25 protein-coding genes are annotated in these 23,058 nt (G+C 43.0%); 1 reads left to right on the top strand and 24 read right to left on the bottom strand.

Going from position 1 to position 23,058, the window contains the following annotated elements; all coding sequences use genetic code 11:
• Positions 1–31: 31 nt before the first annotated feature.
• Positions 32–730, bottom strand: coding sequence for a 5'-methylthioadenosine/S-adenosylhomocysteine nucleosidase (gene mtnN, locus HNR63_RS09565; protein ID WP_181520560.1), 699 nt, complete (start codon positions 728–730; stop codon positions 32–34).
• 18 nt (positions 731–748) lie between these two features.
• Complete coding sequence (locus tag HNR63_RS09560) at positions 749–1,387, bottom strand: class I SAM-dependent methyltransferase (protein ID WP_181520559.1); 639 nt, start codon at positions 1,385–1,387, stop codon at positions 749–751.
• Positions 1,388–1,522: 135 nt separating this feature from the next.
• Here HNR63_RS09560 and HNR63_RS09555 point away from each other — a divergent pair, with 135 nt between their 5' ends.
• Positions 1,523–1,726: a DUF2536 family protein gene (locus HNR63_RS09555; protein ID WP_181520558.1), complete on the top strand. Its 204-nt coding sequence runs from the start codon at positions 1,523–1,525 to the stop codon at positions 1,724–1,726.
• A gap of 4 nt (positions 1,727–1,730) precedes the next feature.
• Here HNR63_RS09555 and HNR63_RS09550 read toward each other — a convergent pair whose 3' ends face one another.
• The 22 genes from HNR63_RS09550 to HNR63_RS09445 form a co-directional block, all read right to left on the bottom strand.
• Positions 1,731–2,333, bottom strand: a complete 603-nt coding sequence (locus HNR63_RS09550; RefSeq protein WP_181520557.1) for a DUF1510 family protein — start codon at positions 2,331–2,333, stop codon at positions 1,731–1,733.
• Complete coding sequence (locus HNR63_RS09545) at positions 2,330–4,078, bottom strand: peptidoglycan D,D-transpeptidase FtsI family protein (protein WP_181520556.1); 1,749 nt, start codon at positions 4,076–4,078, stop codon at positions 2,330–2,332. Before HNR63_RS09545 ends, HNR63_RS09550 begins: the two co-directional genes overlap by 4 nt.
• 47 nt (positions 4,079–4,125) lie before the next feature.
• Positions 4,126–4,602, bottom strand: coding sequence for a transcription elongation factor GreA (gene greA / locus HNR63_RS09540; protein ID WP_009361671.1), 477 nt, complete (start codon positions 4,600–4,602; stop codon positions 4,126–4,128).
• 93 nt (positions 4,603–4,695) lie between these two features.
• A complete protein-coding gene (udk, locus tag HNR63_RS09535; RefSeq protein ID WP_181520555.1) occupies positions 4,696–5,331 on the bottom strand; it encodes a uridine kinase in 636 nt (211 codons plus the stop codon).
• 1 nt (position 5,332) lies between these two features.
• Positions 5,333–6,586 (bottom strand): peptidase U32 family protein, encoded by a 1,254-nt coding sequence (locus HNR63_RS09530; RefSeq protein ID WP_181520554.1) that lies wholly within the window; start codon positions 6,584–6,586, stop codon positions 5,333–5,335.
• Positions 6,587–6,605: 19 nt separating this feature from the next.
• Positions 6,606–7,535 (bottom strand): peptidase U32 family protein, encoded by a 930-nt coding sequence (locus HNR63_RS09525; RefSeq protein ID WP_181520553.1) that lies wholly within the window; start codon positions 7,533–7,535, stop codon positions 6,606–6,608.
• Between the two features lies 1 nt (position 7,536).
• A complete protein-coding gene (locus tag HNR63_RS09520; protein ID WP_021093927.1) occupies positions 7,537–8,184 on the bottom strand; it encodes an O-methyltransferase in 648 nt (215 codons plus the stop codon).
• 109 nt (positions 8,185–8,293) lie between these two features.
• On the bottom strand, positions 8,294–9,376 hold the full coding sequence (mltG, locus tag HNR63_RS09515; RefSeq protein ID WP_181520552.1) for an endolytic transglycosylase MltG: 1,083 nt from the start codon (positions 9,374–9,376) through the stop codon (positions 8,294–8,296).
• A gap of 86 nt (positions 9,377–9,462) precedes the next feature.
• The gene (locus HNR63_RS09510; RefSeq protein ID WP_181520668.1) at positions 9,463–9,756 is read right to left on the bottom strand and encodes a DUF1292 domain-containing protein; all 294 of its coding nucleotides are present in this window, start codon (positions 9,754–9,756) and stop codon (positions 9,463–9,465) included.
• A 5-nt stretch (positions 9,757–9,761) separates the two neighbouring features.
• On the bottom strand, positions 9,762–10,184 hold the full coding sequence (gene ruvX, locus HNR63_RS09505; RefSeq protein WP_021093924.1) for a Holliday junction resolvase RuvX: 423 nt from the start codon (positions 10,182–10,184) through the stop codon (positions 9,762–9,764).
• A 4-nt stretch (positions 10,185–10,188) separates the two neighbouring features.
• Entirely contained in the window at positions 10,189–10,455 is a 267-nt protein-coding gene (locus tag HNR63_RS09500; protein WP_026011524.1) for an IreB family regulatory phosphoprotein, read from the bottom strand.
• Positions 10,456–10,536: 81 nt separating this feature from the next.
• Positions 10,537–13,170: an alanine--tRNA ligase gene (alaS, locus tag HNR63_RS09495; RefSeq protein ID WP_085788106.1), complete on the bottom strand. Its 2,634-nt coding sequence runs from the start codon at positions 13,168–13,170 to the stop codon at positions 10,537–10,539.
• Positions 13,171–13,477: 307 nt separating this feature from the next.
• Entirely contained in the window at positions 13,478–14,542 is a 1,065-nt protein-coding gene (locus HNR63_RS09490) for an AI-2E family transporter (RefSeq protein ID WP_181520551.1), read from the bottom strand.
• Positions 14,543–14,630: 88 nt separating this feature from the next.
• Positions 14,631–14,771 carry a YrzQ family protein gene (locus HNR63_RS09485; protein ID WP_080730253.1) on the bottom strand — a complete coding sequence of 47 codons (141 nt, stop codon included), beginning with the start codon at positions 14,769–14,771 and terminating at the stop codon, positions 14,631–14,633.
• A 10-nt stretch (positions 14,772–14,781) separates the two neighbouring features.
• Complete coding sequence (locus HNR63_RS09480) at positions 14,782–14,973, bottom strand: hypothetical protein (protein ID WP_021093919.1); 192 nt, start codon at positions 14,971–14,973, stop codon at positions 14,782–14,784.
• Positions 14,974–15,074: 101 nt separating this feature from the next.
• Positions 15,075–17,429, bottom strand: a complete 2,355-nt coding sequence (gene recD2 / locus HNR63_RS09475; RefSeq protein WP_181520550.1) for an SF1B family DNA helicase RecD2 — start codon at positions 17,427–17,429, stop codon at positions 15,075–15,077.
• Positions 17,430–17,440: 11 nt separating this feature from the next.
• Entirely contained in the window at positions 17,441–18,097 is a 657-nt protein-coding gene (locus HNR63_RS09470) for a tetratricopeptide repeat protein (RefSeq protein WP_021093917.1), read from the bottom strand.
• 62 nt (positions 18,098–18,159) lie between these two features.
• Entirely contained in the window at positions 18,160–19,275 is a 1,116-nt protein-coding gene (gene mnmA / locus HNR63_RS09465; RefSeq protein ID WP_181520549.1) for a tRNA 2-thiouridine(34) synthase MnmA, read from the bottom strand.
• Positions 19,272–20,417 carry a cysteine desulfurase family protein gene (locus HNR63_RS09460; RefSeq protein ID WP_181520548.1) on the bottom strand — a complete coding sequence of 382 codons (1,146 nt, stop codon included), beginning with the start codon at positions 20,415–20,417 and terminating at the stop codon, positions 19,272–19,274. Before HNR63_RS09460 ends, mnmA begins: the two co-directional genes overlap by 4 nt.
• A gap of 15 nt (positions 20,418–20,432) precedes the next feature.
• Positions 20,433–20,849: a cysteine metabolism transcriptional regulator CymR gene (gene cymR, locus HNR63_RS09455; RefSeq protein WP_009361688.1), complete on the bottom strand. Its 417-nt coding sequence runs from the start codon at positions 20,847–20,849 to the stop codon at positions 20,433–20,435.
• Positions 20,850–20,922: 73 nt separating this feature from the next.
• Positions 20,923–22,170, bottom strand: a complete 1,248-nt coding sequence (locus HNR63_RS09450; protein ID WP_181520667.1) for a replication-associated recombination protein A — start codon at positions 22,168–22,170, stop codon at positions 20,923–20,925.
• A 41-nt stretch (positions 22,171–22,211) separates the two neighbouring features.
• Entirely contained in the window at positions 22,212–23,021 is an 810-nt protein-coding gene (locus HNR63_RS09445; RefSeq protein WP_021093913.1) for a TetR/AcrR family transcriptional regulator, read from the bottom strand.
• Between the last annotated feature and the right edge of the window lie 37 nt (positions 23,022–23,058).

The following is a 23,058-nucleotide window of genomic DNA, read 5'->3' as shown; positions in this document are numbered from 1 at the left end:
GAAAGATAAAAAGAAGGAGAGGAAAACTCTCCTATTTGTTTAACTCGTTTACCATTAATTGAACAAGCTCAGATGAATGAAGGGCTGCTTTTTGTAAAAATTGTTCAAACGATACGTTCGACTCTTTGCCAGCGATGTCTGATAATGCACGAATGACGACAAACGGCACACCAAACTGATGGCATACTTGCGCAATCGCGGCCGCTTCCATTTCCACAGCATATAAATCAGGAAACTGCGTGCGCACAAAATCAACGCGCGCAGGATCGTGCATAAATGAATCGCCTGTCGCAATTAATCCTTTCGCCACTTGGATGGCACGAATGTGCGCTGCGCTCGTTTCAGCCGCTTGTACTAATCGTTCATCTGCCTTATAGCGCGCTGGCATGCCTGGCACTTGACCGTATGCATAGCCAAATGCGGTGACGTCGACGTCGTGATGAACAACTTCAGTCGAAATGACGATATCTCCAACGTTTAATGATGGCGCAAAACCGCCAGCTGAACCTGTGTTAATAACGACATCTGGGGCAAAACGTTCAAGTAAAATCGTCATCGACATCGCTGCATTCACTTTACCGATGCCTGATTTTAATAAAACGACGTCTGCCCCATCTAACGTGCCGCTATAAAAAGAACAATTCGCTACCGTCGTTTCTGTTCGATCGGCAATTTTTTCGCGCAAAATCGCCACTTCTTCTTCCATCGCTCCAATGATTGCTATTTTCATCGTTTCAACCTCTTTCACTTATTGTTTCACAGCCTCCATCAACCAGACGAAACGATTCATTGGCGTAAATGTGACGGTAAAACCGTGCGTTGTAAACATATGCTCAAGAGCAGGAATCGTCGTGTAATATTCCCGTTGTAAATCTTCGGCTAAATCGACGAATCCTTTTTGTTTCGCTTCTGCAATCATCGCCTCGTGCGCTTCGCGGTCGATAAACGCTGTATCAGCAAACACTATTTTACCACCTTTACGAAGAAGTGCGCTATATTTGCCGATCGCTTCTTCTTTTTCCGTATCTGTTAAATGGTGAAACGCATACGTGCTCACGATCGTATCGATCGGTTCATTCAGCAACGGAAATTGTAAAAAGTCACCATCCTCAACGGACACATCTCCAAGTTTTTCTTTCGCCAGCTCGCGCATCGGGGCAGACGGCTCGATGCCGTACACTGTTTTTTTCGCCTCGATAAGCTTTTTCGTTAAATTTCCTGTGCCAACGCCGAACTCTAGCACGACATCGCCACTTTTTTCAACGACTGTATTTAAAATCGCCTCATATCCGTCAAATACGTCACGATATTGTTCATCGTGTCCGTATACAGACGAATCGTACGACTGCGCCCACGTTTCAAAGATGTCTAAAAACTCACGTCCCATGATGTCACACTCCATAATTATAATAATTCCTATAAGTATAGTATGAATTTAATGTATTGCTGTTCTCAATCTACCATATTTTTTTTAGATGTTCAATGGAAATGTGTTAAACTACGTGTAGAAAGGAGGAAGACAATGATTACGTTTGATCTCATTCAAGATAAAGTGGAGTTTTTTGAAGCGACAGATTTAAAGACATTGGAAAAGAAAATTAATGAACAAATTGAACATAACAAAGCGATTATGCTTGAAGTGTATCATGTGTCGTATGACGTACAGCTGTTAGAAAACGGACAACGTCTATACAGTGCGATGGTGCATTTTAAAGCAAAAAAATAGAGCGTCACGGACGGCGCTCTATTTCTTTTAGTTGTTGCACTTTTGTCGGCTTCCAACCTTCGTCGGTCACCCATTCGATAAACACTTTATAATGTTCTGTTTTATCTTTTTTTGAGACGGTGGCAACGGCGTGGTTCGGACTGCCGCCATTTCCGATAAACCAGACGATCAGATCAGAAGAAGAAATGCCTGTCGCATAACTAATGGCATCGAGCATTTCCTTCCAATCAACAGAGTTTTTATCATATTGTGTCACATGCGGCTCCGATTGGGTTGTACCGATCGGCTGCCATGACGGGTTAACAATTTCGCGAATGGCGTTTGAATTTGGATCTTCAACAACCGTTTCTTGTACGTTGTCGTTCGGCTGTTGTTCATTTGTTTCTGTTTCCGTTTCAGATGGTTGTTCGTCGTTTGACGGCTCATTTGTTTCCACTTCAACTGGTGCTGGTTGCGGAGAAGCGTTCGTTTCCTTGACGGAACGGTCGTTAGCGAACAACCATTTCCATCCGAAAAATAAAATAAGCGCAAACACAATCGCAATGAACGTATTCAATACACGATTCACTTTTCTTTGTTTTGAACGTTTTGCAAAACGGCTGCTCACTCTTGGTACCTTCCTTTCTGTTCCAACTCATATGTGGCACGAACGATATCGGCAAATATACTGTTCGTGACGGCGGCAGAGGACGTTGTTTCTAATTGTACCACAACGAGCGCATATTTTGGACGGTCATCTGGAAAATAACCCGCAAACCATTTGTTCACTACGTCATTTTTTCCTGTTTGCGCTGTTCCTGATTTTCCTGCTACGGCGTAAGGCAACGATTGAAACGAACGGCCCGTCCCTTCTGGGTGCTTCACAACAAGTTGTAACAGTTGTTGCAGTTCGTCTACCGTCTCTTTGCGCAATGAATCCATCGTTAATCGCTTCTCATCAAATGCAAAAAACGTCGTTCCATCTTTATACATCATTTTTTGAACGATGCGCACTTGTTTTGCTTCACCGCCCCGAGCAATCGTTGCCATCATATTCGCGACCGCAAGCGGTGAAACGCGCACATCTTTTTGTCCAATGGACGTTTGCGCGACGGCAAGCGGAATATGTTTATCCCGTTCATCTCCCCAAATGTTCCCTTTTTTCTCTTCATGAAGCGGGCGAAACGATGGAAAGTGATATACATCTCCCTCCCAACCAACGCGCGGCAACAATCCAAGTTTTTGAGCATATGTCTCAAACACATTTTTATCTATCGCAATCAACTGTTTTCCTAGCTCTCCAAACGTCCTGTTGCAACTGATCGCAAAACTATCTTCAAACGTGCGCATCCCTTTCTTTTTTTCTTCTGGCTCACCGTTAATTTTTTGGTCACAGTTAAACGTCTGTCCGTGAATGAGTCCATGTTCAAGCGCAGCAGCTGCAACGACGACTTTAAAAACAGATCCCGGCACTTGAGGAAGAAGCGCTTTATTTTCCATCGCTCCATCTTTGTACGGATCTCGTTCATCGATGGCGGGAGCGCTCGCTAAAGCGAGGACGTCATTTGTTTTGACATCAAGTAAAACGACAGCCCCTTTTTGCATGCCATGTTGCGCTACAATTTGTTCAACACGCTGTTGAAGGGTGCGATCAATCGTCGTTTGTACCGTAATCGGATAAAACGGATTCGCCTGCTCCGTATATTTCACATCCATCCCAAACAGCGGCTCACCGCGAGCATCTACGTGATACAATAACTTCGTTTCCCCATCAGGAATTAAAAATTCATCAAACGAACTTTGTAAGCCAGACACGCCTATTTTTGTTTTTGGAGATAAGTTTCGATCCGCGTAGCGTTCTTTTAACACTTTAACATTTTCTCCAAGTAAGCCGATGACATGTTGCGCATATTTTTGTTTGAGTTCGTACTGTTTATGAACGGCAATCACACCTGGAATGCGCAAATCATTAATCCGCTCCATTTGCCAAGGTTGCAGTTGAATTGGTTGTTGTCCATTGTGCAAAATGATCGGACCTTTCGCCGTTTCAAGCTGCCGTTTTATCGTTTCTTTTGGCATGGAAACAATCGTTGCGATTTGATCAATGGGCCAGTCCATTTTTTTTAAAAAAGGAAATAACACGAGCGTCGGAATGTATTCATATGTGAGCGGCTCGCCGTTTCGTGCGACGAACATGCCGCGTCCGTTATCAATCACAAGCTGTTCCGTCCGCTGTGCAACGCTTGCTTCAATTAAATTCACCCCATGAAACGACTCGGTGCTAACAAGTTGTAGTTGAACGAGTCGCCCTGCGAGCGCAAGTATTCCTAATTGTATCATCGTTAAGATAATGATGATTCGTTTTTTTATCATAAAAAACACCTCGTCTTCATTGTCGACGAGGTATCACATTTTAAAACCTATTTTACCGCGACGATTTTTACAACCATATCGCCACCAGGCGTATGAACCGTCACTTCTTCGCCAACGCGGCGACCGATAAGAGATTTAGCAATTGGAGAGTCGTTTGAAATTTTTCCTTCAAACGGATCCGCTTCTGCACTACCGACGATCGTATACGATTCTTCTTCCCCATCTGGAAGCTCGATAAATGTCACCGTTCTTCCGAGCGATACGACGTCTGTGCTTTCTAAATCTTCTTCAATAATTTTCGCATTGCGAATCATATTTTCAAGCATTTGGATGCGTGATTCAACGAACGCTTGCTCATCTTTAGCTGCATCGTACTCCGAGTTTTCGGATAAATCACCGAAACTGCGTGCGATTTGAATGCGCTCTACCACTTCTTTTCGCTTCACCGTTTTTAAATATTCAAGTTCTTGCTCGAGTTTCTCCTTCCCAGCTTTCGTCATTGGGTATTCTTTTTCCATTGACATGTAACTCACTCCTTTTTATTTATGTATGGAAAATGTACGAACGAGCTGTTCGTACAAAAGACAAAAAGTTTACATATTATCTATGCTATGGTATTACAAAATAGACTTTTGTTCAAGAATCGTTTGAATTTTTGTAACCATTAAATCAATGGCTACGTAATTATGGCCACCTTCTGGAATAATAATGTCAGCATACCGTTTCGTCGGCTCGATAAATTGATTGTGCATCGGACGCACGACGTTGACATATTGTTCGATGACCGACTCAAGCGTGCGGCCACGCTCTTTAATGTCACGCAACAAGCGACGAATAATACGAATGTCCGCATCTGTATCGACGTACACTTTAATATCCATTAAGTTGCGCAATCGTTCATCTTCTAATACAAGAATACCTTCTAAAATAATAACATCTTTCGGCTCGACGCGAATGACTTCGTTTGAACGTGTATGAAGCGTGTAGTCATATACAGGCTTATCGATCGGTTCATAATTTAAAAGCTTATGAATATGCTCGATTAATAAATCATTGTCAAAAGCGAGCGGATGATCGTAGTTTGTTTTTAATCGTTCTTCAAACGGTAAATGACTTTGGTCTTTATAATAAAAATCTTGTTCAAGCATTAAAATAGAATGTCCTTGAAAATGTTCATAAATTGCTTTTGTGACGGTCGTTTTCCCCGAACCAGAGCCACCTGCGACTCCGATCACAACCGGTTTCTTCCTCATGTTAGTGCCCCTTTCTCATCATGTTGTATGGGAAAACTTCTCGATCGACTTTAAAACGAACGATTTGGAGCGGATGGCGCGCAGCGTCAAGCTCGTTTCCTTCTTCATCCCAAATCGTTTCAATGACTTGTGTAAAGTTTTCAATTTCAGGTCCGAAAAATTCTACTTCATCGCCCGGTTTAAAGAAGTTGCGTTGTTGTAACGTCACGATACGTGTGTCTTTGTCATAGTCTAGCACGAGACCGACGAAATCGTACGTCGTCTTTTTACTATGCACCCCAAACATTTGCTCTTTATAGCCTGGAACACCTTCAAAAAAGGCTGGCGCTGTATCGCGGTTCGCACATTTATCGAGTTCATCTAACCACTCTTTCCGAATGACAAAGTTGTCCGGATCGGCACAGTAGGCGTCAATCACTTTTCGATACACGCTAACGACGGTAGCGACGTAGTGAATCGACTTCATGCGACCTTCAATTTTTAAACTATCGATGCCGAGTTCAATCATTTTTGGAATGGACTGAATTAAGTTTAAATCTTTCGGGCTCATCGCAAACGGGTCGTCATGTTCATCAAACAACGCCACCGCTTGATCGCCTTCAAGCTTGTACAAATCGTAATCCCAACGGCACGATTGACAGCAACCACCGCGGTTTGAATCGCGCGCAGTCATATGGTTGCTTAATACGCAACGACCAGAATAGGCGATACACATCGCACCGTGAATAAACGTTTCAATTTCAATATCGACTTTCTCTTTAATTTCACGAATTTCTTCCGCGCTTGTTTCGCGTGCTAAAACGACGCGTTCGAGCCCTTCTTCTTTCCAAAATTGTACCGCTTTCCAGTTCGTGAGCGATTGCTGTGTACTTAAGTGCACTTCTAATTTCGGTGCGACGCGGCGTGCTGTTTCAATAATGAGCGGGTCGGCAACGATAATGCCGTGCACGCCAACGCTCTCTAGGCCGCGCAAATATTCTTCTAACCCTGGAATGTTTTCATTATGAGCGTAAATGTTTGTCGTGACGTAAATTTTTGCTCCATATTGCTTTGCAAATTGTACACCTTCTGCCATTTCTTCAAGCGTGAAGTTGTCGGCATTTGAACGAAGGCCGTATTCTTGTCCACCGATAAAAACAGCATCCGCTCCGTAATGCACAGCTACTTTGAGCTTTTCTAAGTTGCCGGCTGGCGCAAGCAACTCTGGTTTTTTTACAATGACGCGCTTGCCGTTGATGATTTGTGATATGCTCATACGTCTCCCTCCTTTTCGTTTAATATACAGTTTCTTTAAAGAAAAAGCCGGTATCTAACGGACGATGTGTTGGTTGAATCGCTTCAATGCGCGCAAACAACTCGCCTTTTTCTTCCTCGTATTGCTCGCGATTTTCTGCGCACAAATCGATCGCGCGACGATATAATTTCGTCACTTCTGTAATATACTCTGGCTCATGAAGCACGCCGTCAATTTTAAAGCTATCAATGCCCGCATCGATCATGTCTTCAAGTTCATCGATAATGCAAATGTCATTTGGACTCATAATATGCGTACCGTTTTCATCTTCAAAAATCGGATATTTATTGTCGCGCTCTTTATCGTATAAAAAGAGCCCTTTCGCATATTTCATTTGTTGTACTTCCATAAACTTGCCTTGATATTCAAAATAGTTGCCGATGAGGGACCGCTTCGACTGAAACATGCACGTCATGCCGTGTACTTGCACTTCAATTTCCACTTCCGCATGATTTTTAATATCAATAATTTCTTCCATATTTAACTCTCGCGCTAAGACCGCACGTTTCGCTCCTTTTCGTCCCCAATAGTTGCACGCATACCAGTTTGTCGCTGTCGTTTCTGTGTTCCAATGAAGTTTCATATGCGGTGCGACTTCTCGTACGGTCATTAACACCGCTGGATCGCCAAATACGATGGCGTCCACTTGTTGTTCGGATAAAAAGCGGACGTAATCACCTAGTTCATCCACTTTATCGTTATGAAAAAGCGCGTTCATCGCAACATATACGCGCACCCCGTACTTTCGTGCCACGTGCATGGCATCGATGATATGTTGCCTTGAAAATTCGCCTGCTAAGCGTAAGCCGTACCGTTGTTCACCGATCATTACAGCATTTGCTCCCGCTTGAGCAAGTTGTTCCATATGCGCAACGCTCGTTGGCGTAACAAGCAATTCTGGTTTTTTCATGTTATTCACCTCTTTTTCTCGATATCGCTATTCCATCCCCGATCGGAATGATGACCGTTTCATAGCGCGGATGCGCCATTAGCCATTCGTTATATGCTTGAATTTTTTTAATCAGCTGGCGAATGCGTTTTTGTTCAATCGGTTCATGTGTAGCGACAAGCCCTTTAAACAATACGTTATCTGTTATAATGATTCCTCGCTCGCTTAATAGCGGCTCGTACAACTCAAAAAAGCGGCGATATTGTCCTTTTGCCGCGTCAATAAATAATACGTCAAAAGGGGCATGCTTTTTCACTTCGTCGCCCATATCAAGCGCATCACCAAACAATAACGTTATTTGCTCTTTTGTATTCGTTTGCTCTACATAAACGAGCGCCTGTTTATAGCGCTCTTCATCGCGTTCGATCGTGACAATGTGTACATGCGGCAACGCTTTTGCCATCCGAATGGCAGAGTAGCCAATGGCCGTGCCGATTTCTAAAATACGCATCGGTTGCACGAGTTTTAACATGTGCAACATCGTTTCGATGCTAAGCGCATCCATAATCGGAACGTTATGTTCACGCGCATATCGTTCCATCGCTACGATCGCTTCTTCTTTTTTTGGTAGTAATCGTTCTACATATTGAATCATTTCCTCATTTACCAACGAACTGTCCTCCTCGCAAAAACAAGAGTTCAAACGAATTGAACTCTTGTTTCATCACGATCCATAACTTTATATATACTACCATAAATCAAAATAAAAAGCGAACGTTTTATTGCTTTCCGATATATTTTGCCTTCTCACGATTATGTTCGTCAAGCGTTTTTGTAAAAATAACATCGCCTGTTGGTGTTGCTAAAAAGTAAAAGTAGTCCGTTTCCGCTGGATGAAGCGCCGCATGAATCGACATTTCTCCCGCATTTGCAATTGGCCCTGGTGGAAGTCCTTTATGCATATACGTGTTATACGGTGAGTTTACTTCCAAGTCTTTGTAATATACACGTTGTTTATGCTTTCCGAGCGCATATAAAACCGTTGGGTCTGTTTGAAGCGGCATTCCTTTTTCCAATCGATTGTAAAACACACTAGCAATTTTTTCGCGATCCGCTTTTTCCGTCGCTTCTTCTTCAATAAGTGAAGCCATCGTTAACAATTGATGAACTGTCATGCCGCGCGCTTCCATATCTTCCGTATATTTCGCCAATATTTCTTCCGTTTTAGCGATCATCGTTTCAATCATTTCTTCAAGTGGCGGTTTTTCTTCCGTAAATGAATAGGTTGCTGGGAATAAATATCCTTCCAGCGCATAACGAATGTTTTTATTTAAAATATCCGCTGTTAAAACAGAAGGATATTTTTTCATTAACTCTTCAATATACGTGCGATTTGTTAATTTCGCCATAATGTCTTCTGTGGAATAGCCCGTCTTTTGTGACATAATCGTCGCAATTTGCGTCAACTGTTTTCCTTCTGGAATCGTTATTTTCAATTTTGGTTCTTTCACAACTTTCCCTGTTTTAAGTTGCTTTACAATTTGTTCAAATGTCATTGCTTTTGTAAACGTATAATTGCCGGCTTGAAAGTCCGCATGGTTTTTAAATTTTACGTAATAGCGAAAAATCGTTGCATCTTTTACGACACCGTTTTTTTCTAATATATTTGCGATTGTATACACCGATGAACCGATCGGAATTTCCACTTGAATCGGTGTTTTGTCGCTCGGATCAACCGGTTGCAAAGCAGAACGAATGTATACAAATAAACCAATGCATGCAGCAACCATGAACAATAACAAAGGTGCAGTAATATATAAAACAATTTTTCGCACCGTTTTCGCTTCGTGTTCTTGTAACATACGCTATCCTCCCCTCACTTTTGACATTATACTACAAACCACGACATGACATAAATAAAAAAAGAAGCTGACGCGCAGTCAGCCTCTTATTCTTCCTCTTCTTCCTCTTCGCCGAGGAATGTGTTTAACATTTCTTCAATCATTTCCCATTCTTCTTCTGTTTCGATCGGCTGCAATTCTCCTGCTTGCCCATCTTCTCCTGGGATAAAGGAAGATGCGTGAATTTCGATTTCTTCGTTGTCATCTTCTTCTGCACCAATTGGGTAGTACAAAACATAAGATTTTCCGAATTCCTCAGATTCAAACGTAAATAATACTTCACAAAGTTGCTCATTGCCGTTGTCATCAACGACTGTAATGTGTTTTTCACCGTGTTCCATCATGTTCACCTCAATTGTTTATGGTCCAAATACGATTGTAAAATCATCACTGCGGCCATTTTGTCGATCACTTTCTTTCGCTTTTTTCGACTGACGTCCGCAGCGATCAACATGCGCTCTGCCGCCATTGTAGACAACCTTTCGTCCCACAAGACGACAGGAAGTGAAAACGTTTGTTTCACTTGTTCTGCAAAGCGTTTTGTCGCTTCACCGCGCGGTCCGATCGTGCCGTTCATGTTTTTCGGAAACCCGACGACGATTTCTTCGACCGCATATTGCTCGATCAGTTGCCGCAAACGGTCAAAACCATATTCGCCATGTTCTTCATCGATGCGAATCGTCTCGATGCCTTGAGCCGTCCATCCTAATTCGTCGCTTACAGCAACGCCGAGCGTTTTCGTTCCAACGTCTAATCCTAAAATACGCATATGGCTATTCCTCGCGATGTGTTCGTAAATAGAATTTCACTAATTCTTCAATTAATTCGTCACGATCAACTTTTCGAATTAAGTTTCTGGCATCTTTATGGCGAGGGATGTAAGCTGGATCACCAGACAATAAGTAGCCGACAATTTGGTTAATCGGGTTATATCCTTTTTCTTGCAACGCGTCGTATACAGTAAGCAATACTTCTCGAACATCGACGTTCATCGGCTCTTCCGAGAAGTTAAATTGCATTGTATTATCAAACGAACTCATCGTTTTTGCACCCCACTCTCACGTTCCGAGAAATCTGGCATATCCATCCTTACATCCATTGTACACGATTTCTACCGTTTATTAAACAGATTTTACCCACTGCTCGACAAATTTCAATGCTTCGTCTACTTTATTCGCATCTTTTCCGCCTGCTTGTGCCATATCTGCTCGGCCGCCACCGCCGCCGCCGCAACGCGTCGCCACTTCTTTAATGAGTTTTCCAGCGTGATAACCGCGGTCGATTAAGTCGTTTGTGACACCGGCAATTAAGTTTACTTTATTTTGTTGTACAGAAGCAAGCACAATGATTGCTGATCCTAATTTTTGTTTTAAATCGTCGACCATTGCACGTAAGCTGTTCATATCAGCGTTATTTACTTTGCTTACAACAAGTTGAACGCCATTGATTTCTTTCGTTTGGTTGACTAAGTTTTCTGCTTCCATATGGCTTAAACGGGCAGCAAGCGATTCGTTTTCACGTTGCAATTCGCGCATGTCATTCATAAGCGTATCGATGCGCGTGAGCACATCTTTCGGGTTCGTTTTTAATTTTTCCGCTACTTCTTTTAACAATGCAATTTGATCGTTCATTAAACGATACGCTGCTTTTCCTGTGACCGCTTCAATGCGGCGTGTGCCTGCGCCAATACCTGATTCAGAAACGATTTTAAACAAGCCGATTTCCGCCGTATTTGTGACATGGCAACCACCACAAAGCTCTAAGCTATAGTCGCCTACTTGCACAACGCGCACGATGTCACCATACTTTTCGCCAAACAGCGCCATCGCCCCCATCGCTTTCGCTTCATCAAGCGGCTTATAGTCGATGTTTACAGGAAGATTACGCCAAATTTGTTCGTTGACGATCGCCTCAATTTGTTCAAGTTCTTCTTGTTTCACTTGACCGAAATGAGTGAAGTCAAAGCGTAAACGATCAGGCGCAACAAGCGAGCCTGCTTGGTTTACATGCACGCCAAGCACATCTTTTAACGCTTGATGTAACAAATGCGTCGCTGTATGGTTTTTCACGATATCGACGCGCGCCGCTTCATCGACATGCGCTGTATATGTGCTGTTTGTTTGAATAACACCGTGTTCGACAACGATATGATGTAAATGTTGGCCGTTCGGTGCTTTTTGTACATCTTTGACGTACGCTTTTCCTGTTTCTCCTTCGATCCAGCCACGGTCGGCAATTTGTCCACCGCTTTCTGCATAAAACGGCGTTTCACGTAAAATGACTTGTGCTTCTTCCCCTGCGCGTACTTCATTGACAAGTTGACCGTCTTTTACGATCACTTCCACGACAGAGGAAACAGAAAGTTGTTCGTAGCCGACAAACGTGCTTTCCACTTTAATGTCACCTAATACGCCGCCTTGAACTTGCATCGAATCAACATCTTGACGCGCAGCACGTGCTCGCTCACGTTGTCGCTCCATTTCACGTTCAAAACCGTCGTGATCCACTTTCATTCCTTCTTCCGCCGCATACTCTTCCGTTAATTCAACCGGGAAGCCGTATGTATCGTACAAACGGAATACATCTTCACCGCTAATCGTGTCACTACCACGTTGTTTTTCTTTTTCAATGACGCTCGCTAAAATCGCAAGACCTTCATTTAATGTTTCATGGAAGCGCTCTTCTTCGTTTTTAATCACTTTTTGAATAAATTGTGCTTTTTCTTTCACTTCCGGATAATAGTCGACCATAATTTCGCCGACAACCGGAACGAGCTCATACATAAACGGACGTTGAATGTTTAATTGTTTTGCATAGCGAACCGCACGGCGCAATAAGCGACGTAAGACGTAGCCGCGTCCTTCGTTTGATGGAAGCGCTCCGTCGCCAATGGCAAACGTGACCGTACGAATATGGTCGGCAATAACTTTAAATGCGACATCTTTTTCTGCATCGGTGCGATATGTTTCACCTGAAATTTGTTCCGTCGCTCGAATGATCGGCATAAATAAATCCGTATCGAAGTTTGTCGGCACGTCTTGTAAAATCGAGCACATCCGCTCTAGCCCCATGCCTGTATCAATGTTTTTCTTCGGAAGCGGCGTATACGTGCCGTCAGGGTTATGGTTAAATTGAGAAAAGACGAGGTTCCATACTTCTAAATAACGTTCGTTTTCTCCGCCAGGATATAATTCGGGATCGTTCGGATCGTTACCAAATTGTTCCCCGCGATCGTAGAAAATTTCTGTATTTGGGCCGCTTGGGCCTTCCCCGATATCCCAGAAGTTTCCTTCTAAACGAATAATTCGTTCTTCTGGCAAACCAATTTCGTTATGCCAAATGTCAAACGCTTCTTCATCTTCTGGATGAATCGTCACAGAAAGACGGTTTGGATCAAAGCCGATCCATTTTTCGCTCGTTAAAAACTCCCATGCCCAGTGAATGGCTTCTCGTTTAAAATAATCACCGATTGAAAAGTTTCCGAGCATTTCAAAAAACGTATGATGGCGCGCCGTTTTTCCGACGTTTTCAATATCGTTTGTACGAATCGACTTTTGCGCGTTACAAATGCGCGGATTGTCCGGAATGACACGGCCATCAAAATATTTTTTTAACGTTGCGACACCGCTGTTAATCCATAACAATGACGGGTCGTCAATTGGAATAAGCGATGCGCTCGGCTCAACGGCGTGACCTTTTTCTTTAAAAAAGTCTAAAAACATTTGACGTACTTGAGCAGATGTTAGCTTTTTCACGTTTCCTTCCTCCCTTAAAAATATAAAAAACTCCCATCCCTGCTCAGGGACGAGAGCTTGCTCGCGGTACCACCCTGTTTATGGACAAAACGTCCATCACCTCAACCGCCGTAACGTGGCTTCGTCGGCAGGGTTTGCCTGCACTCCGGATTAGCGTTCTGTTACCCTTCATCTGGAATTTCTTTCAGCCACGGAAATTCCTCTCTGTGCGCCGAAAGCGCTTTAAGATGGACTGTAACATACTCGATCCTTCATCGTTTTTTATGTATTACTCTTGTGAAAATTATAGACAAGCCCCTTTTTTTTGTCAATGCACCGTTGTTTTCAACGCACGAATGTGCGTAAATGTCTCCTTTACGATCGCAACAATTGGGACAGCGACAATTAAACCAAGCACTCCACCTATTTCCCCACCGACAAATAACGAAAACATAATGATGAGCGGATGTAAATGTAAACTTTTTCCTACGATCAAAGGGGATAAAATGTTCCCTTCAATAAATTGCAATAAAAAGACGATGCCAACGGTCAAAAACAACATATTTACTGAAACGGTGGCGGCGATAATGGCGGCTGGAATCGCGCCAATAATCGGCCCGAAATAAGGAATAACATTTGTTGCGCCGACGATGATGCCGAGCAACAGCGGATATTTCATGCCGATGAGCCAAAACGCAAGTGCGGCGGCTGTTCCGATCAATAAGCAAACGAACAATTGTCCACGAATATAGCCACCGAGCGCCCGATCGACGTCACGCAAAAATTGAACACCTTCATTTCGCCATTTTTTCGGTGTTAAATCCCACGCGGCTTTTTTCATGAGCTCCACATCTTTTAACATGTAGAAAGCGATAAACGGGATAATAAAAAGAACGATAACCCGATTAATCAACTGTTTCAAGCCAATAATCGTCCCTGTAACCGCCTCGCTAATAAATGACTCGGCTTCCGCTATCATGGCTTCAATTCGTTGATGAACATCATAAGGCCATGTTGCCGTTTGTTCATGAATGACGTTCGTCCATTGTTCATACGTACGAACAAACATCGGCAAACTTTTATTTAAGTCTTCCAACTGGGCGATAAATAACGGTGTCCCTTTATAAACAGCAAAACCGATCCCGCCGAAAAATATGGCGTAAATCAAAAGAATAGCGAACGCCCTCGGCATGCCACGTTGATGAACGTATTCAACGACAGGATGCAGCAAGTATGTAATAAATGCAGCGATAAAAAAAGGAGTCGAAATTTTTATAAATAAGTGCAAAAACGGAAGCCATACAGACTTCAGCTTTATGATAAAATATAAACAAACTAAAACAACTAACAATTTCGTTAAACGAACGAAAAAATGAAGATGTGAATATTCCAAGATGATCCCTCCTCTTTTCATAGTGTGAGGTCAAAAGAAGGATGTTATACAAAAACCGGCAACCTCAGATGAGATTGCCGGTTTTTCGTTACATAAATGGACGTAACATTTGTTTGCCGACTTTTCGCATGTTGCGCATGTTCATGCCACCGTTTCGTTGCGCTAATTGATATGCAGCTACTCCTGCACCGATCGCAATTAAAGAAGCGATTGTTCGATTCATCGTCATTCTCCTTTCATTACGAAAACAAAGTTCGTTCTTGTTCACTAAACAAATCATCGAGCGAGCTGAGCGTTCCGTCTTCTTCAACTTGGTGCGTATAAATCATTCCTTTTTGAACGGTTAGCTCAATAAAGCAGTTCCAACAATAATACTGATTAACACCGATTTTCCCTAAATCTTTACTTTGACAATTCGGACACTTTAACATAAAAGGACACGCTCCTTTTTATTTTTTCTTCTATCTTTGTCATTTTTTTATGCAAACATACGTCACGGAAAGAAGGAGCGTGCCAATATGTGTGTCCGTCATTATGTTACGTCATTTTCCATGAAGTCATACGGGGTAACACCTTCCATTCCGATGTTTGCATCTTCCATCGGAAGTAGTTGTTGTTCTGGTGAAATAGCAGCAATTAATTTTTCGTATAATGTCGTCTGTCTCGTTCCGTCTTCTGTTCGCATCACCCCGAGTTGGAACGCTTCTTCTTCACCGCATAAAATTAAATATTGCTTACTGCGGGTAATGGCTGTGTACAATAAATTGCGCCGAAGCATACGATAGTAGCTTTTTACAACAGGCAAAATGACGATCGGAAATTCACTTCCTTGTGATTTATGAATCGAACAACAATATGCGTGCGTAATTTGATGTAATTCTTGTTTTGGGTATGTCACTTCATTCCCATCAAATGAAACGACGACAAGGTCTTGTTTTTCTATATTTTCGTTTGCATAAAAAATGGCAACGATCTCACCAATGTCGCCGTTAAATACGTTTTCATCTGGCTGATTGACGAGTTGCAACACTTTGTCACCAACGCGATAAACGACATCGCCAAAAACGAGTTCACGTTTACTGTCGCATTTCGGATTAAATAATTGTTGAAGCGTCTCGTTAAGCCGATCAATTCCTGCGTGGCCGCGATACATCGGCGCAAGCACTTGTACATCTTTTGCACGATATCCTTTTTGCTTCGCATTTTCCGCTACTTTTTTTACAACGTCAACGACTTGTCCGCTCGTACAACGAATAAACGAACGATCTTTTTGTGGAACCGTCAAATCGTGAGGAATGTTGCCATCTTTAATTGCATGGGCAAGCGAAATAATCGATGAACCTTCCGCTTGACGATAAATGTCTGTTAGCCGAACGGTCGGAATGACGTTTGCGCGAAGCAAATCTTTTAACACTTGTCCCGGACCGACAGAAGGTAATTGATCTTCGTCACCAACGAAAATGACTTGCATCGTTGTTGGGACAGACTTTAACAACTGATTGGCTAACCATGTATCAACCATCGACATTTCATCAACGATTAACAGCTTTCCGCAAATCGGCTCATCTTCTCCGCGCTGAAATCCGTCTCCGCTCCAACCGAGCAAACGGTGAATCGTCATCGCAGGCAAGCCTGTCGATTCCGTCATGCGCTTCGCTGCACGTCCTGTTGGAGCAGCAAGCAAAATAGGAAATGGCTCATCCGTATCATAGCTCGTCGGATCAAGCGATAGCCCATGCAATTTCGCAAACAAATGAACGATGCCGTTAATGACCGTCGTTTTTCCTGTGCCCGGTCCGCCCGTTAAAATAAATAAAGGGGAACAAAGTGCTTGTTGAATCGCTTCTTTTTGCTTCTGCGAGTATTGAATGTTTGCCTCTTCTTCCCATTCCCCGAGCGCAAGTAAAAATTCGGCTTCAGAACATGTCAACGTGTCCGTTTGTTTAAGCAGTCGCTTTATGTTTGACACAATACCTTTTTCGGCAAAATATAGCGAAGGGATATAAAAGCGATCTTCTTCGGCGATTAACTTTCCTTCTTCAGATAAATGAACGATTTCGCGGGAAATACAACCGACATCGACAAGCTCTTGACGTTTCGCTTCTAGTAGTTGTTTCACTTCCGTAAGCAGTTGTTCATACGTCATGTACACGTGCCCTTCTTGCATGCAATGTTGCTCGATAACATATAAACAACCTGCGCGAATGCGATCAGGATGATTGCCCGAAATGCCAAGTTGCAAGCCGAGATCGTCTGCGCGGCCGAATCCGATCCCTTCAACGTCTTCTACAAGTTGATACGGATTCGTGCGAATGATTTGTAACGTTTCATCTTTGTACACTTGATAAATTTTCATCGACAACTGCGGACCGAATCCGAATTGTGACAAGGCGATCATGATTTGTTCTAGCCCTTCATGTTCGCGCAACGTTTCATACAACTGCTTCGCTTTTGCTTTTGTCAGTTTCGGTACGTTCGCGAGCACATCTGGGTCTTCTAATATTTTAGAAATGGCTCTCTCGCCTAAAGTTTCTACGATGGCGGCTGCTGTTTTTTTCCCGATTCCTTTAAACATGCCACCTGATAAATATTGAATGACTCCTTCTTTTGTTTCAGGAAACTCTTTCCGAAAATGCTCGACAACATATTGTTTCCCAAAGCGTGGATGTTCTTTAAATGAGCCGAAAAACGTATATGTGTCATACTCTCCGAGCAAAGGGAAATAGCCTGTTACAACAACGTCTTTTTCTATATGCGCTTCATTTGTCTCTTCCACGCGTACACGAATGACAGAATATAAATTGTCTTCGTTATGAAAAATCGTGCCAATATGGACGCCTTTAATAAACGATCGTCCGTCTAGATCTAGCTGTTGTTGCAACTCCATCTCCCCCTCTTTTATTGCAACGCTCGTTCCATTAGCTTTTTCCCATGTCCTGCAAGTAAATGATCTGGTTGAATAGCAAGCGCTTGTTCGAACATCTCATGCGCTGTTTTTGGATCGTCTTTGTATGCGTAGGCGACACCTAAATTGTAGTAAGCATCGGCATGTTGATTGTTTAATTGCACAGTGCGTTCAAAATAAGTCATCGCCTCATCGACAAACTGCAGTTGTGCTAAACAAAGCCCAAGTTGAAACATCGCTTCCACATCGCGCTCGTTTAGTTCTACCGCCCGTTGTAAATACGGCATCGCTAAGCGCGGTTGCTCTAAGTACATGAGCGACATACCGAGCATAAAAAAGACATCGCCATCTGTTAACCCAGCTTGAATAGCACGTTCAAATTGCTCTTTCGCACGTTCGAACTGTTGCTTGTTGTAATAAATGGATCCGAGACCGTAATACGCTGTCGCTGCTTTTTCATCAAGTTCAAGCGCTTTTTTGAAAAAACGGATCGCTTTTTCTTCTTCACCAACCGCTGCCAACACGTTCCCAAAATTAATGTAACCAACAGGATCGTTCGGGTTTTGTTCAATTGCTTCATGAAAACATTTGACCGCTTCTTCATATTTACGTTGCTGCATATATTGAATGCCTTGTGCGTTGTAATCCATCTACCTCACCTCATATGCATATTATAACAAAAAAGCCTTCAACTCGTCTGTTGAGTTGAAGGTTAGCCAACGTATGTGAGTCGATTGCCGTCGCGAAATACTTGATCAATCGTACCGCCACCGAGACATTGTTCACCGTGATAGAACACAACTGCTTGTCCCGGCGTCACTGCGCGCACGCGTTGGCTAAATGATACACGCGCTGTCGTCTCATCAATCATTTCTACAGTAACCGGCACATCTGGTTGACGATAACGGAATTTCGCCGTACATACAATCGGTTCGCGCGGCTTTCGATCACTTACCCAATTGACATTCGTCGCAATAATGGCATCAGAATAAAGCAATTCGTTATCAAATCCTTGTGCGACGTACAACACGTTTTCTTTCAAATTTTTCCCGACAACAAACCAAGGCTCTCCGCTTCCGCCAATGCCAAGCCCGTGGCGCTGTCCGATCGTATAATACATGAGCCCATCATGTGTACCTTTTATTTCTCCATCGAGCGTTTGCATCTTGCCCGGTTGCGCAGGCAAATAATTGCTTAAAAACTGTTTAAAATTGCGCTCACCGATAAAACAAATGCCTGTGCTATCTTTTTTTCCTGCTGTTGCAAGCCCCGCCTCTTTCGCTATTTCACGCACTTGCGATTTTTGCAATTCTCCGATTGGAAACAGCACTTTCGACAATTGCGCTTGTCCGAGTTGATTTAAAAAGTACGTTTGATCTTTATTTGCATCTAATCCGCGCAACAATTGATATTCACCATCGCGATAAGCGACGCGCGCATAATGCCCTGTCGCTAAATAGTCAGCTCCAAGCGCCATCGCATGTTCTAAAAATGCTTTAAATTTAATTTCTTTATTGCACATCACATCTGGATTCGGTGTACGCCCCGCTTTATATTCATCTAAAAAGTACGTAAATACTTTTTCCCAATATTGCTTTTCGAAGTTCACCGCATAATACGGAATACCAATTTGGTTGCATACACGCACGACATCTTCGTAATCTTCCGTTGCCGTACATACCCCGTTTTCATCTGTATCATCCCAGTTTTTCATGAAAATGCCGATGACATCGTATCCTTGTTGTTTTAACAATAGCGCTGCGACAGATGAGTCGACACCACCAGACATTCCAACAACTACCCTTGTCATTCTTCTCCCTCCTTTCATGCTTTTATTAGTCGCTTCACAATTTTTACAATGTCATACGCTGCTCGTTCTACTTGTTCCAACGTATTTCCATACCCAAAACTAAACCGAACAGATGAGCGAATGCGCTCTGATTCATTTCCGTACATCGCTACTAACACGTGCGACGGATCAATCGAACCAGCCGTACATGCTGATCCACTTGATGCGGCAATGCCTGCTAAGTCTAAATTGACAAGCAATGCTTCGACATTTGTTCCGAAAAACGACACATTTAACACATGTGGCAAGCGACATGTTTCATGACCATTGATTGCGTAATGAATCCCTTCTTGCGCAAACGTCTGTAACATTGTTTTTTGAAACTGTTCATATAACGCTCGTTTTTCAGCCATCGTTTGTTGAGCAAGCTCTGCCGCTTTTTGCAATCCGACAATACCGGGCACGTTTTCTGTTCCTGCACGCCGTTTTCGTTCTTGTTCTCCTCCGTATATGTGCGGGGTAAGACGAACGCCTTCACGCACATATAAAAAGCCGACTCCTTTTGGCCCGTTAATTTTATGGCCAGATACGGAAAGTAAATCAATGCCAAGTTCACGAACGTCAATTGGAACTAAACCGTACGCTTGAACCGCATCGGTATGAAAATAAGCACCATGGTCACGAAGCAATTGCCCGATGTCATGAATCGGTTGCAAAACGCCCGTTTCATTGTTGCCAAACATCACAGATACGATAATCGTATCATCGCGCAACGCACTTTTTAGCTGTTCAACCGAAATGATCCCATGTTCATCAACAGGTAAATACGTCACATCAAACCCTTGTTTTTGTAAATATTTGCACGTATTTAATACGGCATGATGCTCGACAGACGTCGTAATAATATGGCGACCTTTATCGCGATTCGCCATCGCTACGCCCACCAACGCTAAATTATCCGCTTCTGTTCCGCCGCTTGTAAAAATGATTTCGTTTGCTTTTGCCCCAATTGTTTTCGCGATTATCTCCCTCGCTTCATCAAGCGCGCGTCGACTTTCACGGCCGAACGAATGAATGCTTGATGGATTCCCAAAATATGTCGTCATATACGGAATCATTGCCTCAACGACTTGTGGATGAACAGGAGACGTCGCTGCATGATCGAAATAAATGCGCTCCAAATATATTCTCCTTTCTTAAATGTAAAACATGTATGCGTCACCGTGATCGTCAGTATGGCTTGCTAAATCTTCAAGCGTCGTGCTATCTAATACTTCTTTTACCGCATCGCGAATGCGCATCCATAATTCACGCTTCGCTGGTTCTTCGTCTTCTAGCTCTTCGACGACTTGCAACGGACCTTCTAATACACGAATGACATCGCCCGCTGTAATTTTCGACGGTTCATTTGCTAAAATGTAGCCGCCATACGCGCCGCGAATGCTTTTTACTAACCCAGCGTTTCGCAATGGGGAAATGAGTTGTTCTAAATAATGTTCCGATAAATTGTTCATTTGAGCAATCGACTTTAACGAAATTGGTCCCTCTCCATAACGCTTAGCCAACTCAATCATAATCGTTAAGCCGTATCGACCTTTCGTAGATATTTTCAAACGAATCATCCCCTTATTTACTATCAAAAGAAACACAAGCCATTATAACATAAAAGTGCAGAACAAAGGAACGTTACTGCTTTTTTCGTTCATTGAGCCGCTCATAGACGGAAGCAAGCTGCTTTTCTTCTCCGTTTCGTTTCGGTTCATAATATCGCGCACCGATTAAATCATCAGGCAAGTATTGTTGTGCCACCCAACTGTACGGATAATCGTGTGGATATTTATACCCTATTCCACGTCCAAGATGTTTCGCCCCCGCATAGTGAGCGTCTTGTAAATGAAGCGGAATCGACTGTCCTTTTCCGCTTCGCACATCCGCAAGCGCTTGATCTAACGCTTCATATGCGCTATTGGATTTCGGTGATAAGCACATTTCAATCGTCACAACCGAAAGCGGAATGCGCGCTTCTGGCATCCCGAGACGCTCCGCTGCTTCGATCGCGCTCATGACCTTCACACCAATGAGCGGATTCGCTAATCCAATATCTTCATAAGCAATGACCGCAAGGCGACGGCACACTGCGGTAAGGTCTCCTCCTTCAAGAAGACGCGCTAAATAATGAAGCGCAGCATTTACATCGCTTCCGCGAACACTTTTCTGAAAAGCCGAAAGCAAAGAATAGTACGTATCTCCTTGTTTATCATACGTCAACGCCATTTTTTCTACACAAAATGAAACGGTATTTGTATCAACAATGGCACTCTGATCGCCTTGTTTCGTTGCATATACCGCTTCTTCTAAAATCGTTAATGCCATGCGCGCATCCCCGTTCGCTCCTTCGGCAATGATGGAAAGCACCTCGTCGCTAATGTCAATATGCCAATTGCCTAATCCGCGTTCACGATCGGTTAAGGCGCGGTGCAGTAATTCGATCGTTTTCTCTTTTGTTAATGGCTGTAATTGTTTCATTTGTCCTAAGCGGCTCCGCACAGCAGGGTTAATCGAATGAAACGGGTTTTCTGTCGTCGCTCCAATGAGTGTAATGAGTCCATTTTCAACATGCGGCAATAAATAATCTTGCTGCGCTTTTGTAAACCGATGAATTTCATCAATAAATAAAATAACGTTCCCTTCAAAACGAGCATCTGCCACAATTTCTTCGATTTCTTTTTTCCCTGCCGTCGTTGCATTTAACGCATAAAACGGGCGTTTCATCGTTCCAGCAATCGCATAAGCGAGCGATGTTTTACCGACGCCCGGCTGTCCGTAAAGTAACAGGGATGGAACATATCCATTTTTAATCATTCGATATAATGCTGTATGTGGACCGATGACATCGTCTTGTCCGACGACTTCGTCGATTGTGCGTGGACGCATACGATAGGCAAGCGGTTCTTGAGCAAACACTGTTTTTCACCTCACAACGCGAGCGCCGCACGTAAGGCAGGAACGAACTGACGCATGTCGCTTTGTTGTAAATATAAAAGAAACGCTTCAACAATCGCTTTTCTCGGTTCATCTCGCTCCATTTCTTCTTTCAATTGTTTCAACAAATCCATCGTATGATAATCACGTGCTTCTTCAATCATCTCATCAATGAGGGCAAGTGCGCGCGCTTTTTCTGCTTTTGCATCGTGGCAAATGAGGGGCATGTCGTGCTGTAAACTATCGACAAGCGCATCTAGTCGCTCCATTAAAAAAGGAGCTAAACGTTGAAAAGAAAACGACTGTTTTTCAAACAAAGCAAAAAATAAATATTCTTTTAACATCCCATTTAACATAATGGCACAATCAAGTACAAATGGACGAATACGCTCCCCGTACATATCGATGAATGACTGAATGTACCAATCAAACAAATGAGAACGGATGCGCAAAACGAGCGCATGAACGTCTTCACTTACTTTTTGCGCATGGTCTCCCATATGCATTTGCACAATTTCTTTATGTTGTTCAAACGCTTCAATTTGTAAAGAAAGTTGTTTTAAAAATTTTTCTCTTGCCGTCAGCGAACGATCTGAAGCGATGCGCGCAAATTGTTGAAACAACTGATCGTAATGATATTGAAAAATCGACAAAACAATTTCTTCTTTTGACTTAAAGTAGTTGTATAGCGACCCTTTCGCTAAATGACTATGTTCAGCAATTTCTTGCATCGATGTCGCGTGATACCCTTTTTCCGCAAATAGTTTCATCGCGACTTCAATAATTTGCTCTTTTCTGCTCATGCGACCTCATCCTTATTGTTTTCTCGTTTTATTATAA

Origin of the sequence: Anoxybacillus ayderensis (genome assembly GCF_013761015.1) — a bacterium.
Classification (GTDB): Bacteria; Bacillota; Bacilli; order Bacillales; family Anoxybacillaceae; genus Anoxybacillus; species Anoxybacillus ayderensis.
This window is presented reverse-complemented; position numbering and strand designations above follow the sequence as displayed.